13 protein-coding genes are annotated in these 14,317 nt (G+C 67.6%); 7 read left to right on the top strand and 6 right to left on the bottom strand.

Features of this window, described 5'->3' with window-relative positions:
• Window positions 1-16: 16 nt before the first annotated feature.
• Complete coding sequence (locus ACRDNQ_RS07545) at window positions 17-1,159, bottom strand: efflux RND transporter periplasmic adaptor subunit (protein ID WP_431828042.1); 1,143 nt, start codon at window positions 1,157-1,159, stop codon at window positions 17-19.
• An 88-nt stretch (window positions 1,160-1,247) separates the two neighbouring features.
• Here ACRDNQ_RS07545 and ACRDNQ_RS07540 point away from each other — a divergent pair, with 88 nt between their 5' ends.
• Window positions 1,248-1,859, top strand: a complete 612-nt coding sequence (locus tag ACRDNQ_RS07540; protein WP_431828041.1) for a TetR/AcrR family transcriptional regulator — start codon at window positions 1,248-1,250, stop codon at window positions 1,857-1,859.
• Window positions 1,860-1,869: 10 nt separating this feature from the next.
• On the opposite strand, the gene ACRDNQ_RS07535 is transcribed toward ACRDNQ_RS07540, so the two are convergent.
• Entirely contained in the window at window positions 1,870-4,113 is a 2,244-nt protein-coding gene (locus tag ACRDNQ_RS07535; protein WP_431828040.1) for a glycosyltransferase family 2 protein, read from the bottom strand.
• Between the two features lie 146 nt (window positions 4,114-4,259).
• Here ACRDNQ_RS07535 and ACRDNQ_RS07530 point away from each other — a divergent pair, with 146 nt between their 5' ends.
• From ACRDNQ_RS07530 to ACRDNQ_RS07510, 5 genes are all read left to right on the top strand, one after another.
• The gene (locus tag ACRDNQ_RS07530) at window positions 4,260-5,108 is read left to right on the top strand and encodes a flagellar motor protein MotB (protein WP_431828039.1); all 849 of its coding nucleotides are present in this window, start codon (window positions 4,260-4,262) and stop codon (window positions 5,106-5,108) included.
• A 97-nt stretch (window positions 5,109-5,205) separates the two neighbouring features.
• On the top strand, window positions 5,206-6,510 hold the full coding sequence (locus ACRDNQ_RS07525; RefSeq protein WP_431828038.1) for a flagellar hook protein FlgE: 1,305 nt from the start codon (window positions 5,206-5,208) through the stop codon (window positions 6,508-6,510).
• Window positions 6,511-6,531: 21 nt separating this feature from the next.
• Window positions 6,532-7,989 (top strand): flagellar hook-associated protein FlgK, encoded by a 1,458-nt coding sequence (flgK, locus tag ACRDNQ_RS07520; RefSeq protein WP_431828037.1) that lies wholly within the window; start codon window positions 6,532-6,534, stop codon window positions 7,987-7,989.
• Between the two features lie 3 nt (window positions 7,990-7,992).
• Window positions 7,993-9,000: a flagellin gene (locus tag ACRDNQ_RS07515; RefSeq protein ID WP_431828036.1), complete on the top strand. Its 1,008-nt coding sequence runs from the start codon at window positions 7,993-7,995 to the stop codon at window positions 8,998-9,000.
• Window positions 8,997-10,100, top strand: coding sequence for a flagellar basal body P-ring protein FlgI (locus tag ACRDNQ_RS07510; RefSeq protein WP_431828035.1), 1,104 nt, complete (start codon window positions 8,997-8,999; stop codon window positions 10,098-10,100). The genes ACRDNQ_RS07515 and ACRDNQ_RS07510 overlap by 4 nt, the downstream gene beginning before the upstream one ends.
• Window positions 10,101-10,414: 314 nt before the next feature.
• Here the strand turns inward: ACRDNQ_RS07510 and fliP are convergent, their stop codons facing one another.
• Genes fliP through fliF form a run of 4 tightly spaced genes read right to left on the bottom strand, consistent with a single transcriptional unit; the run spans window position 10,415 to window position 13,701 of the window.
• Window positions 10,415-11,152, bottom strand: a complete 738-nt coding sequence (gene fliP, locus ACRDNQ_RS07505; RefSeq protein ID WP_431828034.1) for a flagellar type III secretion system pore protein FliP — start codon at window positions 11,150-11,152, stop codon at window positions 10,415-10,417.
• A 38-nt stretch (window positions 11,153-11,190) separates the two neighbouring features.
• Window positions 11,191-11,481: a FliM/FliN family flagellar motor switch protein gene (locus ACRDNQ_RS07500; RefSeq protein ID WP_431828033.1), complete on the bottom strand. Its 291-nt coding sequence runs from the start codon at window positions 11,479-11,481 to the stop codon at window positions 11,191-11,193.
• Complete coding sequence (locus ACRDNQ_RS07495; RefSeq protein WP_431828032.1) at window positions 11,474-12,073, bottom strand: FliH/SctL family protein; 600 nt, start codon at window positions 12,071-12,073, stop codon at window positions 11,474-11,476. Before ACRDNQ_RS07495 ends, ACRDNQ_RS07500 begins: the two co-directional genes overlap by 8 nt.
• The gene (fliF, locus tag ACRDNQ_RS07490) at window positions 12,073-13,701 is read right to left on the bottom strand and encodes a flagellar basal-body MS-ring/collar protein FliF (RefSeq protein ID WP_431828031.1); all 1,629 of its coding nucleotides are present in this window, start codon (window positions 13,699-13,701) and stop codon (window positions 12,073-12,075) included. Before fliF ends, ACRDNQ_RS07495 begins: the two co-directional genes overlap by 1 nt.
• 129 nt (window positions 13,702-13,830) lie before the next feature.
• Here fliF and ACRDNQ_RS07485 point away from each other — a divergent pair, with 129 nt between their 5' ends.
• Entirely contained in the window at window positions 13,831-14,307 is a 477-nt protein-coding gene (locus tag ACRDNQ_RS07485; RefSeq protein WP_431828030.1) for a flagellar basal body-associated FliL family protein, read from the top strand.
• Window positions 14,308-14,317 lie beyond the last annotated feature (10 nt).

Here is a 14,317-nt window from a genome sequence, read left to right as displayed (position 1 = left end):
GGCGCGATCCCTCCGGTCACGAATCGCCGATCGGCCTGACGGCCTGTCCGGGCGCGACACGCTGCGGGCCTTCGTCGATGGCCAGCGTCCCTTCGGGGAAACTGCCGCGAACGAAGACGCGGTCGCCGTCGGCGTGAAGGACCTCCACCGCCGCCAGACGGACCCGCCCGTCCGCCCCAAGCGTCAGGATGGTCCAGATCCCGCCCGCGTTTTCCTTCAGGCTGCGCAACGGGACCCAGCTTCCCGCCGCTTCGACCCTCTGGCTCAGCATCAGGCGCGCCGTCTGTCCGAAGACCGCCTCGTCCGCATCGACAAGGGTGAAAAGCGCAGTGCGCGTTCGCGTGACCGGGTCGATATCCGGACGAACCGTTTGCAGCCGCGCGGCGTGATCGCGCCCGCCGATCGTGATCGTTGCGTCGGCCGCCAGCTGGTCGATCAGGTCAAGGGGCAGGCCCACGCGAACGACCGGCGCGCCCGTGCTGACCACGGTCAGGACCGGCTGTCCGGTGGACAGGGATTCGCCACCGTCGACCCGGCGTACCGTCACACGCCCGTCCATCGGGGCGGTCAGCGTCGCCTTTGCACGACGGATCTCAGCCTCAAGCAGGGCGGCGTCGACCTCGGCGATGCGGGCGGCAAGCTCGTCGCGCGAGGCGATCGCGGAATCCAGACGTTCGCTGCTGGCGAACCCGCGCGTGTTGAGTTCGCTGTTGCGATCGAGCGTGCGTGACGCGAATTCCATCCGCGCCTGAAGGGCGCTTCGGCTTGCCGTCAGGCGGGCGATGTCCGCCTCGATCAGGCGGGTGTCCTGCCGCGCGACGACGTCGCCCTGCCGCACGGTTTCCCCTTCCTCGACCTCGACGACATCGACCTTGCCCGGCAGCTCGAAGGACAAGGCGACGCTGCGGGCGGGTTCGACCTGGCCCACGAAGCTTCTGCTGACCGTATAGCCGTCTTCCACGACGAGGGCGCGGGTCGCCACCGGGATCGGCGGCGCGCCCACCGGGGTCGGAGCGGCGGCCGCCCTTTGGGACAGGGCTTGTGCACCGAACACCGTCACGGCGACCGAGACGCCGACCACGGCAAGGGTGAAGGCGTTGCGCGCGGTGCCACCCAGCAGGCGCGTGGCCAATCGGCGTTCGTCGGACTGCGAAGACATCGGCGGCCTCTTATAAAGTTAGATGCGCTAACATATGTTAGAGGTGCTTACTTTGACAAGCCCCAATTCCTCTGCGACAAGACGAAAGATGACGACTTCCGAAACCACGCTTTCCAAACGCGGCTATCACCACGGCGACCTGCGCGCCGTTCTGGTCGAGGCTACGCGCCGTCTTGTCGAGGAGAACGGCCCCGACCATGTGTCGATCGCGGCCGCGTGCCGGCTTGCCGGCGTATCGACCGCGGCGCCCTACAAGCATTTTCGCGACAAGACCGAGATGCTGAACGCCGTCGCCCTTGACGGCATGGAGCGGCAGCGCCTTCAGATGTTTGCCGCGCTAGAGGGGATTCCCGAAGGCAGCCCGGACCGGGTCGCAGCCCTGGGCCGGGTCTATGTGACCTTCGCGGTGGCCGAGCCCGGGGTGTTCCGTCTGATGTTCGCCCTGTCGGGCGAGCACGCGGACGAACCCGCGCTGATGGAGAAGGGCGAAGAGGTCTTTGGCCTTGTGAAGCGCGAAGTCGCCCGGTGCACGGGTGAGGACGAGGAAAGCGACGCGGTCGAGCGCCGCGCCTTCGCGCTGTGGAGCTTCGTGCATGGCCTGTCGTTCCTGACCATCGACGGCAAGATTGCAAAGATGTGCGGCGACCTCGAGGTCGAGCCGCTTCTTGCCGATATCGCCCGGCGGGTCCTCGCCGCCTGAGGCGTCCGGATCAGTGCCCCTTGCCGACGGCCGGGGCAGTGAAGAAGAACGGCTCGGCCGGATCGCGCTTGGCGATCTCCTCCGGCACGCACTGCGGACCCGTCCAGAAGACGCCAGCCCCGAAATGCGGCAGCAGGCGCGACAGACGACGCATCCTGTCGCCAACGAGGTCGTCGTAGAAGGCGGCGTTTTCCGGGTCGACCAGCAATTCGGCGATCCGCTGGCGATGGTGTCCGACCGAAGCGTCATGCGCGCGCGCGATCTCGGGGTCTGCCTTCAGGCGCGCAAGCTCGGTCTCCATGGCCGGCAGCACCCGCTGGATCGACAGGTCGGTCTCGGCGTTGTTGTTCATGCGGAACCAGTAGAGCAGCCCCTGGTCGCGGTCGACGTGATTGACCCGCCCCCGATCGCGCTTGACCAGAAAGCTTTCGGCCGAGCGGACCGCATAGTGATTGAGCGTCACAAGGTCATAGCCCACCGTCCGTGACGTGGACCGCCACGCGTTGCGATAGGCGGCCTCGGGCATCGGCGCCCCCGATCCGTTGACCCAGCGGATCCGGTCCTTCAGCTGCGGAATCAGGCCCTTTGGACGGTGCACGCCGATCTTTCGAAAGAGGCCTTCGTGGCGGTAAAGCGTCTTGAAGCCCCAGGACTGGTGCGGCTTGTTCGCGTTCAGGGGCGCGCATCGGATGAACTGCCGCGTCACAGGCGTGTCGGCGTAACCCGCGATGTCGGCGTTGCCGAAAAGCCGCCAGGTCATCGAGATCATGTTGGCGTCGCCCGTCGCCGCGAAAAGGTCGCCAAGCCGACCCTCGCCCACGTGAATGTTGATGAATTCGTCCACGTCCATCGCCACCAGCCAGTCGGCTGACGTGACGAGAGGCTCGGATTCGGCCGACAGGAACGCGGCGTGCTGCGGCCGCTGGCCGGTCGTGCGATAGGGATTGTCGCGATGCTCGACCAGACCGCGCGCCTCAAGGATGTCCAGCAGACGGTCGGTGCCATCGGTGCAGTCATTGGAATAGATCAGGAAGCGGTCGACCCCGATGGCCCGGTGATAGGCCAGCCATTCAAGAACGAAGGGCCCTTCGTTCTTCATGCAGGTTACCACCGTCACATGGCCCGGGCCGCCGCCGGGGCGGCGCGGCGCGGCCTTCGGCGCGCGGGCGGGGTCGCCGCCGAAGGCGTCGCGCGCCAAGACCAGAAGCCGCGCATCTTCGACAAGGCTCGATTTCGGGACAAGGGCCGATACCTGGATGCCCGGGTGCCGCAGCGCGATGCACCGCACGAACTCCGACCCGCCCTCGTGCAGGGGAACGCCGGACAGCCGGGTCATCCGCCAGACCGCGCCTGCCGCCCGTTCCGGCGCCACCGCCCAGCGGCGGCGCTGGGCGCTATCGTCGAACTGGGTGCAGATGTGGTCGGCGAACCCCGCGTGTCTTCCCTGCCGCAGGCGCCAGGGATAGACCTCGCGACCGGATAGTCCCAGATAGCCATCTTCCAGGCCCAGGGCGCGATCGAAGGCAGTGCCCTCCGGCGACGGCAGCGCAAGGTCGCAGACGTCGAGGCACAGCACCGCAAGCGCCCGATCAAGGAAGATCCGCCGCAGTGCCTCGAAGACCACGGTCTCGCCCAGCGGCGCCCGGAACGGGTCGGGCGGCGGGGGCGACATCCGGGCCCGTCCGGGGGCCGCGGGCGCGTTGAACGGGTGCCAGGCTGGTGGAAGGTCTGCACGCCCAAGCGGCGCATCGGCCGTGACCAGAAGAACGGTCGAAGGATCGGAATCTGCCTCAAGTGCGTCCGCCACCGACGCGGCGAAGTCCCTGCGGCCTTCGGGGTCGCCGCAGTCGAGAACCAGCGCCGCCTCCGCGCCCTGCGTGACCCGGTGGTATCGCAGCCAATCGGCAACGACCTTCGCGCTTTCCGCGTGCCGCACCCCCAGAAGAACGCGGCGCCCTGAAAGAAGATCAGTCTCTATTCCGGCGGGGACCAGTGTTGCGGCCTCGCCGTCGACCGCGACACGGCAGGGACCCGACCCCTGCGCAGGGACGCACAGGCGAAAGCCCCCGGCGATGCTTTCGATCCGGGAAGACTGATCGACGCCATCGAGCAACACGGTTCTGGGCGGCGTCGTCCCGAAGTGCAGCACGATCTGCGCGGCCCCGTCGCGATGCGCCGAGACCAGCCGCGCCGCGCCCATCTCCCGCCCCGGGAGCGTCCGTTCAAGCAGCCTTGGCGTGCGGTCCTGCGTCACGGTCGGGTCCTTGCTGTCGCCATCCCTTCCGGATTACTGGGCAAGGCTTTCGGGGATGTCAAAGCCGCTGACCGAAACGCCCGTTAACCCCGGCTACATCTGCCGGTGATAGCCCGGGCGAGGGTGAGAAAGATCGAGGGGATGCAATGCCTGCGCAAACCAATGCGCCGGTCATCATCCGGCGCAAGAAGATTGTCGCCGGTGGTGGCCACCATGGCGGAGCATGGAAGGTGGCCTATGCGGATTTCGTGACCGCGATGATGGCGTTCTTCCTGCTCATGTGGCTTCTGGGTGCGACGAACGAGAACCAGCGAAAGGGGATCGCGGATTTCTTCAGCCCGACGATCCCGATGATCCGTGCCTCCGGCGGGGGCGACGGGGCCTTCGGCGGGGACAGCGTGTTCTCGGAGATGACGCTGGCGCGCAACGGCACCGGCGCGGGGCAGCTTCAGCCGACCGAGGCGCGGCAGGCGCGCGGCGACACCGGCGTGGACGCCGGGGAAGAGGCGCAGACCGAAGGCGAAGAAGCCGCCACCCTTGCCGCGGTAGAGGCGGCGCTGATGGGCGGCGGCGGCGAAAGCATGGTGACCGAGCTTCTGCGCCGCCACGTGATTTCGCGCATCACCGACGAAGGCCTGATCGTCGAGGTCTTCGACACCCCCGAGGCATCGCTGTTCGAGCCCCCCTCCGACGAGCCGACCGAGGTCATGGACATCCTCGTCGGCGCCGTGGTCGAGGTCTTCGCGCCTTTGCCGAACGGCATCGCGGTCGAGGGCCACGTCGCGGCCGTGCCGATCGTGCTGCGGAACGGACAGGTGTGGGAACGATCGCAGGATCGCCCCGACCGGGTCCGCCAGATGATGCTCGCGCGCGGACTCGCGCCGGACCGAATCGAGCGGGTCACCGGGTTCGCCGATCGCAAACCCGTTGCCAGGAACCCGATGTCCGAGCGCAACAACCGGATCGAGATCATTCTGCTTCGCAGCCGCATCTGACCCGAAACATGCCGGATCTTGCCGATTAGGTCGCTGTTAAGCCCAGCGCTCTATGGCTGTTGTCGACAGACGGTCGACGCAGCAGAAAGGCGCACACATGACCATTTCCTCTTCGCTCAACGCGGGGGTTGCCGGGCTTGCCGCCAATGCAAGCCGCCTTGCCACCATCGCCGACAACATCGCCAATTCGGCGACCTACGGCTACAAGCGGGCCGAGGCGGATTTCTCGTCTCTCGTCATCGAAAGCGGATCGGGAACCTACTCGGCAGGTGGCGTCCGTGTGACGACACAGCGCCTGATCGATCAGGCCGGGGCGCTGGCCACGACCAACAACCCGACCGACCTTGCGGTGCGCGGCCGCGGCTTTCTGCCGGTCACGACGGAAGGCGCGCTTGACGGGCGCACCTCGGATTTCCCGTTTTTCCTGGCGACGACGGGGTCGTTCCGGACCGACGCCGAAGGCTACCTCAAGACAAGCTCGGGCGTGGTACTCATGGGCTGGCCGGCCGATCCGGACGGCACCATTCCGACCTTCCCGCGCGACACCAGCGCGGGCCTTGAGCCGATACGCGTGAACGTCAACCAGTTCGCCGGCGAACCGACTACCCGCATCTCGCTTGGCGTCAACCTGCCGGCGACCGAAACCACCCCCGGCAGCGCCGGGGACGACCTTCCCCTGTCGGTGGAATACTTCGACAACCTTGGCACATCTCAGGCGATCGGGATCACCTTTGAGCCGACGGTGCCGGCGGGTCCGGGGGCGTCGAACACCTGGACGATGAGCCTGACCGACAGCGCCCAGGGCGGCGCCGTTGTGGGCGAATACACCATCGTCTTCGACGACACGCGCGCCTCGGGGGGGACGATCGCCTCGGTCTCGACGGTATCCGGCGGGGCCTACGATCCCGCGTCGGGGGCTTTCACGGTGAACGTCGCGGGCGGACCGATCGAGATCAACATCGGCGCCGTCGGCACTGGGTCCGGGCTGACACAGCTGTCCGACAGCTTTGCCCCCACGTCGATCTCGAAAGACGGATCGCCGGTGGGCAACCTCGTCTCGGTCGAGGTCGACACCAACGGGTTCGTCCGGGCCAACTTCGACATCGGCATCACGCGGGTGGTGTACCAGATCCCGCTGATCGACCTGCCGAACCCCAACGGCCTGATCGCCGAGGACAACCAGATTTACCGGACCTCGAACGAAAGCGGGACCTTCTTCCTGTGGGATGCGGCCGACGGACCGACCGGCGACATCGTGGGCTTCGCGCTTGAGGAATCCGCCACCGACGTCGCCGGCGAACTGACCCAGCTGATCCAGACGCAACGGGCCTATTCGTCGAACGCCAAGGTGATCCAGACCGTCGACGAGATGTTGCAGGAAACCACCAACATCAAGCGCTGATCGGACGCGGTGGTCTAGGGCATGAGCATCTCGGGCTCTTTGTCGAACGCACTGTCGGGCCTGACCGCATCGGCCCGCGCGACACAGCTTGTCTCGTCGAACGTGGCAAACGCGATGACCGAAGGGTACGGCCGGCGCGAGCTGTCGCTGTCGGCAAGACTGACCGGCGGCGCGGGATCCGGGGTGTCCGTCGACGGCGTGACGCGGATCATCGACGAAACCGTCCTGCGTGACCGCAGGCTTGCGGATGCCGGCATGGCCTCGGCCGATACCGAAAGTGCCTTCTTCGCCGACCTGCAGGCGCTTGTCGGCATCCCGGGGGACGAGGGCGCATTGTCGTCGCGCCTCGCCGCCTTCGAGGCCGCGCTGATCGAGGCGTCGAGCCGCCCCGATCTTCAGGCGCGGCTCGAGGCGGTCGCGCGAACGGCGGTCGATCTGGCGAGTGGTCTCAACGGCACTTCGGACGGTATCCAAGCCCTGCGGATGGATGCCGACGCCGAGATCGCGCGCACCATATCCGACACGAACACGACCCTTGCCCGGATCGCCGAGGTGAATGCGCTGATCCTCAGGAACGGCGGTGCGGGCCGCGATGTGTCCTCGCTTCTCGATCAGCGTCAGCAACTGGTCGACCGGCTGGCAGACGTCGTGCCGCTGCGCGTCCTGCCGCGCGACAACGGCACCATCGCGATCTATACCCAGGGCGGCGCCGCGCTTCTGGACATAAGGCCTGCCAAGCTTGGGTTCGCGCCCACCGCGACGATTGTCGCCGACATGACGCAGACCTCGGGCGCCCTGTCCGGCCTGACCGTGAACGGGCAGCTCATTCAGACCTCGGGCAATTTCGCGCCCTTCGCCGGCGGTCGTCTGGATGCCCTCTTTCGCATCAGGGACGACGCGGCGGTTACTGCGCAGGCGCGCGTCGATGCCGTAGCCCGCGATCTGGTCGAGCGGGTCACCGACCCGGCCGTCGATGCAACGCTTGCCCCGGGCGCGGCCGGCCTTTTCACCGATGCCGGGGCCGCTTTCGATCCTGCCAACGAGGTCGGTCTGGCCGCGCGCCTTGCGGTGAACGCCGCGGTCCTGCCGGCCTCGGGTGGGGCGCTCTGGCGCATTCGTGACGGGATCGCCGCGGCCGCACCGGGCGAGGCGGGCAGTAACGCCGTCCTTTCGGCGCTGTCGGCCGCGCTTCAGGCCGACCGCACCCCGTCGTCTGGCGCATTCACTGTGGCGGCGCGGACCGCCAGCGGCCTTGCCGGGGACCTTGCTTCGCTGATCGGATCCGACCTGCGGGCCGCCGACACGACGTCGGCCTACCGGCGTGCGCAGCTTGAAAGCCTGCGCCTGACCGAGCTTTCGGGCGGCGTCGACACCGATCAGGAGATGCAGAAGCTGCTTCTGATCGAGCAGGCCTATGCCGCCAATGCCCAGGTCATCCGGACGGTCGACGACCTCATCCAGCTGCTTCTTGGGATCTAGGCCATGAGCTATCTGTCCATCGGCGATCTGGCCCAGGCCCTGCAGCAGCGGCAGGACAATCTGCGCCTGCGCAGCGACCTCGCGCGGCTCTCTGCCGAACTTTCGACGGGGCGGACGGCCGATCCCACGGCCGCCGTCTCGGGCGACTTCGGGGCGCTGGGCTCAATCGAGGCGTCGATGGCGCGCCTGTCCGCGTATTCGCTTGCCGGGCGCGAGGCGGCCATGACGGCCGAGGGCACCCAGGCGGCACTGGAAGTCGTCCAGACCAACATGACCGAATTGGCGGGCCCCCTTCTTCTGACGCTGGGGGGTGAGGCGCCGTCCCTGGTCGACGCCACTGCGGCCGACGCGCGGGTCCGCTTTTCGGCGGTGGTCGCCGCGCTCAACGCCCGGGTCGCGGACAGGTCTCTCTTCGCGGGCGCCGCGACCGATCGCCTTGCCCTGGCCGATGCCGAAGCGATGCTTGATGCGCTCATGCCGGCAGTCGCGGCCGAGACGACGGCAGCCGGGGTCGAGGCTGTGGTTCGGGCCTGGTTCGATCCGGGTGGCGACTTTGACAGCGCCGGCTATCTTGGTTCGGCCCAGCCGGCCGCGGCCGTGCCCCTTGCCGATGGCAATGCCGTCGACCAGCCCGTCACCGCGGCGGATCCTGTCCTGCGGCGAACCCTGGCCGCCTTTGCGATGGCCGCGGTTCTTGACCGCGGGGCCCTGGCCGGACGGCCTGCGGACCGGGCGGACCTTGCGACCCGGGCCGGCGAGGCGCTTCTGAACGCGGAAACCGGCCTCGTCGAGCTGCGCGCCCGAACCGGCACCCGGGAAGAGCAGATCGATCAGGCCATGGCGCGGGCGCAGTCCGGGCTGGCCGCGCTCGAGCTTGCGCGCACCGAAATGCTCGCGGCCGACCCTTTCGAGACGGCCACTCGCCTCAAGGCCGCCGAAGCGCAGCTCGAAGCGCTGTACACGCTGACCGCGCGCCTGTCGCGGCTGTCCCTCACGGAGTATCTGAGATGATCCGCCTGCTGTCCGTCATCGCCCTTTCCCTTGTCATTTCCGGCATGGCGCAGGCCAACCCGGTAAGGATCAAGGATCTGGTCGAGTTCGACGGCGTGCGTGGCAACGACCTTGTCGGATACGGCCTTGTCGTCGGGCTGAACGGAACCGGCGACGGCCTGCGCAATTCGCCCTTCACCGAAGAGATCATGTCGAACATCCTTGAACGGCTTGGCGTCAACGTCGCAGGCGAGGATTTTCGCCCGCGCAATGTCGCCGCTGTTCTGGTCACGGCGACCTTGCCCCCCTTTTCGCGCGCGGGCAGCCGCGTCGACGTGACCGTCTCGGCCATCGGTGACGCGGGAAGCCTGCTGGGCGGTACCCTGATCATGACGCCGCTCAACGCGGCCGACGGGGAAATCTACGCCGTGGCGCAGGGGACCGTCGTTGCAGGCGGCGCCACCGCCGAAGGCGATGCGGCGCGCGTGACGACCGGTGTTCCGACGGCCGGTGTCATCCCGTCCGGTGCCCGCGTCGAGCGCGAGATCGACTTCGAGTTGTCCGACCTGTCGACCGTGCGTCTTGCGTTGCGCACGGCAGACTTCACCACGGCGCAGCGGATCGAGGCCGCGATCAATCGTGAATTCGGGCGTATTGTCTCCGAGATGACGGATTCGGGCACCGTCGTCGTCAGCATCGACGCGACCCGGTCAGGGACGCCGGCCCGGGCGCTGGCCCGAATCGAGAACCTGCTTGTCGAGCCCGAGCTTCCTGCCCGCGTGGTCGTCGACCAGCGGTCGGGCACCATTGTCATGGGACGCGACGTGCGCATTTCGCAAGTCGCCGTCAGTCAGGGGAATCTCACGCTGACCGTCGAGGAATCTCCCCTAGTGGTGCAGCCCAACCCGTTTTCGGCCGGCGAGACCATCGTCGTTCCGCGCAGCACGGCGACCATCGACGAAGAGCCGGGGATCGCGCTTGCCGAGGTGCCGTCGGGAACGTCCTTGTCGGAAGTCATCGCCGGGCTCAACGCCCTGGGGGTCAGCCCGCGGGACATGATCGACATCCTGACCACCATCAAGGCCGCTGGCGCGCTTCATGCCGAGTTCCTCGTGCGCTGAGCACGCCGCAGGCCGTTGTGCAGGCGTTTAACGGCCGCAAGGTTGACTGACGCATCCGCGCGCGAAGATGCGGGCAAGGCTGGAGCCGTCTTCGCCCGGCATGCCGACAGCGGGTGTCGTCCTGGTGCGGCGGACCTGCGAACTCGCCGACCGAACCGCGTCTGTCCGCGCGGTGGCCTCCAACGGTGCCGCCCCAAGGGCTCTGCGGCGCCCCGCGGCCTGACCGCCGAAGGACGGTTTCTGGCATGAACAAGCCGCCGTGCCTGCCCCCGGCGCGGGCTCTGCGACGCCTGCGCTACCTTGGTGCCGACAGATCAAAGGTAACTGCGGACCAACGCGCCGGCCACCAGTGTCCACCCATCCGCGACGACGAAGAACGCCAGTTTGAAGGGCAGCGACACGATTGCCGGCGGCACCATCATCATCCCCATCGACATCAGGACCGCGGCGACGACGAGGTCGATGATCAGGAACGGCAGAAAGATCAGGAAACCGATCTGAAAGGCGCGCTCGATCTCGGACAGCATGAAGGCGGGCACAAGCAACGACAGATCGGCCTCGGGGCCGGGGGTGGTTGCCTCGTCTCCTCGGATCTGGGCAAGCGACATGAAGGTCTCGGGGTCAAGTCGCGCCGCCATGAACCCGCGGAACGGGGCGAGTGTCAGGCGAAACGCCTCTTCGACCCCGATACGTTCGTCGACCAGGGGCCCGAGACCCATGCGCCAGGCCTCGTCGAACACAGGCGCCATCACGTAGTAGGTCAGGAAAAGCGCCAGGCTGACGATCAGCATGTTCGGCGGTGACTGCTGAAGGCCGATGCCCTGGCGCAGGATGGCCAGGACCGTCACGATGAACGGAAAACACGTGATCATGATGGCAAGGCCCGGCGCCAGGCTCAGCACGGTCAGAAGCAGAAGAAGCTGGACCACGCGCCCCGACAGGCCACCTGCGAGCCCGCCGTCGCCACCAAGTGAGATCGTCACCTCCTGCGCTTGCGCCGACGCAGAGAGGCCCGCCAGAACGATGGCGGAAAGCACCAGCAACGTCGGCATCACGCGATGCCGGTGCGAACGCCTGATCCGGCCCGCCTTCACCGCGCGCCCGGATCGATGACTTCGATCAGCCGGACGGCAAGGGCGCCGTCCTCGTCGCCTTCGATCTCCTCGAGCTCGCCCCGGGCGATGAGGAGGTCGCCCACGTAAAGCTCGACCGGATCGTTCACCCCGCGATCAAGCGTCAGAACGGAGTCATGCGTGAGCGCCAGCAGTTCCCGGATCCTCGGGCGGGCGTGCCCGACCGAGATCCGGATCTCGATCGGCACCTCGCTGAAGGGAATGGTGCCTTCGGACGTGCCAGTTGCCGGGGGCTCCGCTTCATCCATGGTGAATCATCCTTGAATTGATGTCGCTGAGAGCGTCGAGGGCCTTCTGTGTCGCGTCGACGACGCTGCGGAGATCGACCTCGAAATTGCGCTCGCCCAGCGCGCAGTAGACCTGTCCCGATGCGAGCGATGGTTCTTCCTCGATCACACAGGGGAAGGTCGACACCGACACCAGAAGCCGGCGAAGCGCCCCGGCGTTCTCGGGGGACACCCGAAGGCGGATCGGCTGACCGGCGGCAAGGTCGATCTCGGCCGCGATCGCGTCCTGCACATGCGAGGCGAGGGCCTCACCCACGAACGCGGGAAAGAAGACGCGAAGGAAACTTCGCAGAACTTCGTCGACGCCCGTGATCACATGGGCGCGGGCCTCGTGGTAGGTAAAGCCAAGGTCGCGCAGGTTGCGAGCGAATTCCTCGCCTATTCGATCCTGCTCGAGGCTGGTGGCGCTGGTCGCGTCGTCCCAACCGGCGCGATATCCAGCCTCGTAGCCGTCAAGGCGCGCCGCCTCGATGTCGGCCGCGGAAAAGACCGCCTCGGGAAAGGCGTCAGCCGGGGCGCGGGCGAAGGATTCGAGGGCCAGCAATCTGCCCATCACGCACGCCTCTCGGGGTCGTCCATCCAGCTGCGCAGCAGCTCGACCGCCTCGTCCTGACGGTCATCGATCATTCGGCGCAGGCGCGCCACGGCATCCTCGGGCCCCTTGGCCGCCAGCCTGTCCCCTGGTCCTGCATAGCCGGCGACGACCGGCAGATTGCCGGGAAGGTCGAACCCGTCGTCGATTTCCCCGTCAAGCGCCGCGGGTGGCGAAATCGGCGGAAGCGGGAAGGGGGGCAGACGCCCGCCCGGCGCGTCGGCGGCGGGCGCCCCGGCCGGCCGGCCGGCAAGGATCGGTCGCAGGACGAAGAGGCCCAGAACCAGGGCGACCACGGCCAGGACCCCGGTCTGGATCAGGGTCATGGGATTGACGGCGGCGCGATCCAGAAAGCCGCCGGTCGCGACCGAGCCCACTTCGACCACCGGTTCGAACTCCAGCGATTTGATCGTCAGCGTATCGCCACGCTCAGTGCTGAATCCCACGGCCGACGCCACCAGATCCCGCAGATTTTGAAGCTCCTCCTCCGAGCGCGGTTCCCAGGTCTCGCCGCCCGAGTCGTCGATCCCCCGCACCCCGTCGACCAGGACGGCGACCGTCAGCCGACGGATGTCGCCGGGGGCGCGACTGACCTCGCGCTGGGTTTCGGACACCTCGAAATTCACCCGTTCGCGGGTTTCGGTCGACGTGCTGTTCGACTGCCGGTCGTTCCCACCGGCATCGCCGTCAGGCAGGTTGCTGGCCACCGTCACCGCGCCCTGGGCCGTGTCGGTTGCCGAGTCCGACCGTTCTTCGGTCTCGGTCGAGATGGCGAACCGGCTGTCTGGATCGAAGCGGCGTTCCGATATGACCTCGCTTTCGGTCACGGTTTCGACGCTGACCTCGACGACGGCGTTGCCATAGCCGACGCGCGCTTCGAGCAGGCGTTCGGCGTTGCGCCGCAGGGTCGCGGCACGATCAAGGGGCAGACCGTCGGACGTGCCGGGAATCTCGGATCCGCTTGCCACAAGGCCGCCCGCGCTGTCGATGATCGAGACATTTTCCGGAACGAGTCCCGGAACGGCGGAAGCGACGAGGTATCGCAAGGCCTTCGCGTGGGGGGCGGACAAAGCCCCCGAGGCGGTCGTGACCGTGACCGAGGCCGTGACCCGTTCATCGCGCGCGAACGGTCGTGTGCCGGGGGTGGCGATGTGTACGCGCGCCGCGGTGATGTGCCGCGCGGCCACGATGGTGCGGGCAAGCTCGCCCTCCTTCGCGCGCCAGTAGGCGGCGTCGAACATCTGCGACGTGGTGCCGAATCCCGAAAGCGAATCGAGAAGCTCGTAACCGGCCGTTCCGTTCGCAGGCAGCCCCTCGCCCGCAAGGGTCAGGCGAAGCGAGTCGCGCTGCGAGGCGTCGACGAAGATCCCCGCGCCCCGGACCTCGTGGACCACGCCCTGCGCCTCGAGCGCGGCGACGACCTCGCCGGCGGCGGTAGGTTCGAGTCCCGAATAGAGCAGCGCCATGTTCGGCGACGAAGCCGCCCGCCCAAGCAACAGCACCGCCGCGAACATCGCGATCGTCGCGCCGATGACGATCACGCGCCGCCGCATGTCGAGCATGTTCCAGACCGAAAGGGCCCTGTCCAAGCCACGCCTCCTTGTCCGCTGGCAAGACGTTCTGTCCCGCCGCCGGGCCGTTCCTAGCAGCGGGCCGCTTAACATTCGGTTAGTCACAAACGGGCTATCACCGCCGTGGACCGCAACACGGAGCGCGACATGAGCGACAGTTCGACCCCGACTGACAAACCGGCGAAACGCCCGGGGCGGCGGGCTGTCTTGATCGGTCTCGGCCTTGCTCCGATCGCGGCCGGGGGCGGCTATGTCGCCGCGACATCGGGGGTTCTGCCTCTCGGCGCGTCCTCCGCGACGCACGATGCGCCCGTGGAACCGCTTCAGGTGGCCTTCGTGCCCGTGGATCCGCTGATCATCTCGATCGGGCGCGGGAGCGATGCCCGTCACCTCCGCTTTCAGGCCCAGCTCGAGGTCGTTCCCGCACGGGCCGCAGAAGTCGCGGGTCTGATGCCCCGGGTGGTGGATGTTCTGAACGGCTATCTGCGCGCGGTCGCGATGCGCGATCTCGAGGATCCGTCCTCGCTTGTCCGGCTGCGGGCACAGATGCTGCGCCGGGTGCAGATCGTCACCGGTGACGGGGCTGTGCGGGACCTTCTGATCATGGAATTCGTCGTCAGCTGAGAGGACGGTC

Source organism: Saliniferula longa, from assembly GCF_050789285.1.
In the GTDB taxonomy this organism is placed as follows: domain Bacteria; phylum Pseudomonadota; class Alphaproteobacteria; order Rhodobacterales; family Rhodobacteraceae; genus CAVPWP01.
This window is presented reverse-complemented; position numbering and strand designations above follow the sequence as displayed.

Bases quoted from the DNA above. Each gene is read 5' to 3' on its own strand.
- ACRDNQ_RS07525 (WP_431828038.1), top strand. From the start codon at position 5,206: ATGACCATTTCCTCTTCGCTCAACGCGGGGGTTGCCGGGCTTGCCGCC.
- ACRDNQ_RS07510 (WP_431828035.1), top strand. From the start codon at position 8,997: ATGATCCGCCTGCTGTCCGTCATCGCCCTTTCCCTTGTCATTTCCGGC.
- ACRDNQ_RS07545 (WP_431828042.1), bottom strand. From the start codon at position 1,159: ATGTCTTCGCAGTCCGACGAACGCCGATTGGCCACGCGCCTGCTGGGT.
- ACRDNQ_RS07485 (WP_431828030.1), top strand. From the start codon at position 13,831: ATGAGCGACAGTTCGACCCCGACTGACAAACCGGCGAAACGCCCGGGG.
- fliP (WP_431828034.1), bottom strand. From the start codon at position 11,152: ATGCCGACGTTGCTGGTGCTTTCCGCCATCGTTCTGGCGGGCCTCTCT.
- ACRDNQ_RS07530 (WP_431828039.1), top strand. From the start codon at position 4,260: ATGCCTGCGCAAACCAATGCGCCGGTCATCATCCGGCGCAAGAAGATT.
- ACRDNQ_RS07495 (WP_431828032.1), bottom strand. From the start codon at position 12,073: ATGGGCAGATTGCTGGCCCTCGAATCCTTCGCCCGCGCCCCGGCTGAC.
- ACRDNQ_RS07540 (WP_431828041.1), top strand. From the start codon at position 1,248: ATGACGACTTCCGAAACCACGCTTTCCAAACGCGGCTATCACCACGGC.
- ACRDNQ_RS07515 (WP_431828036.1), top strand. From the start codon at position 7,993: ATGAGCTATCTGTCCATCGGCGATCTGGCCCAGGCCCTGCAGCAGCGG.
- ACRDNQ_RS07500 (WP_431828033.1), bottom strand. From the start codon at position 11,481: ATGGATGAAGCGGAGCCCCCGGCAACTGGCACGTCCGAAGGCACCATT.
- flgK (WP_431828037.1), top strand. From the start codon at position 6,532: ATGAGCATCTCGGGCTCTTTGTCGAACGCACTGTCGGGCCTGACCGCA.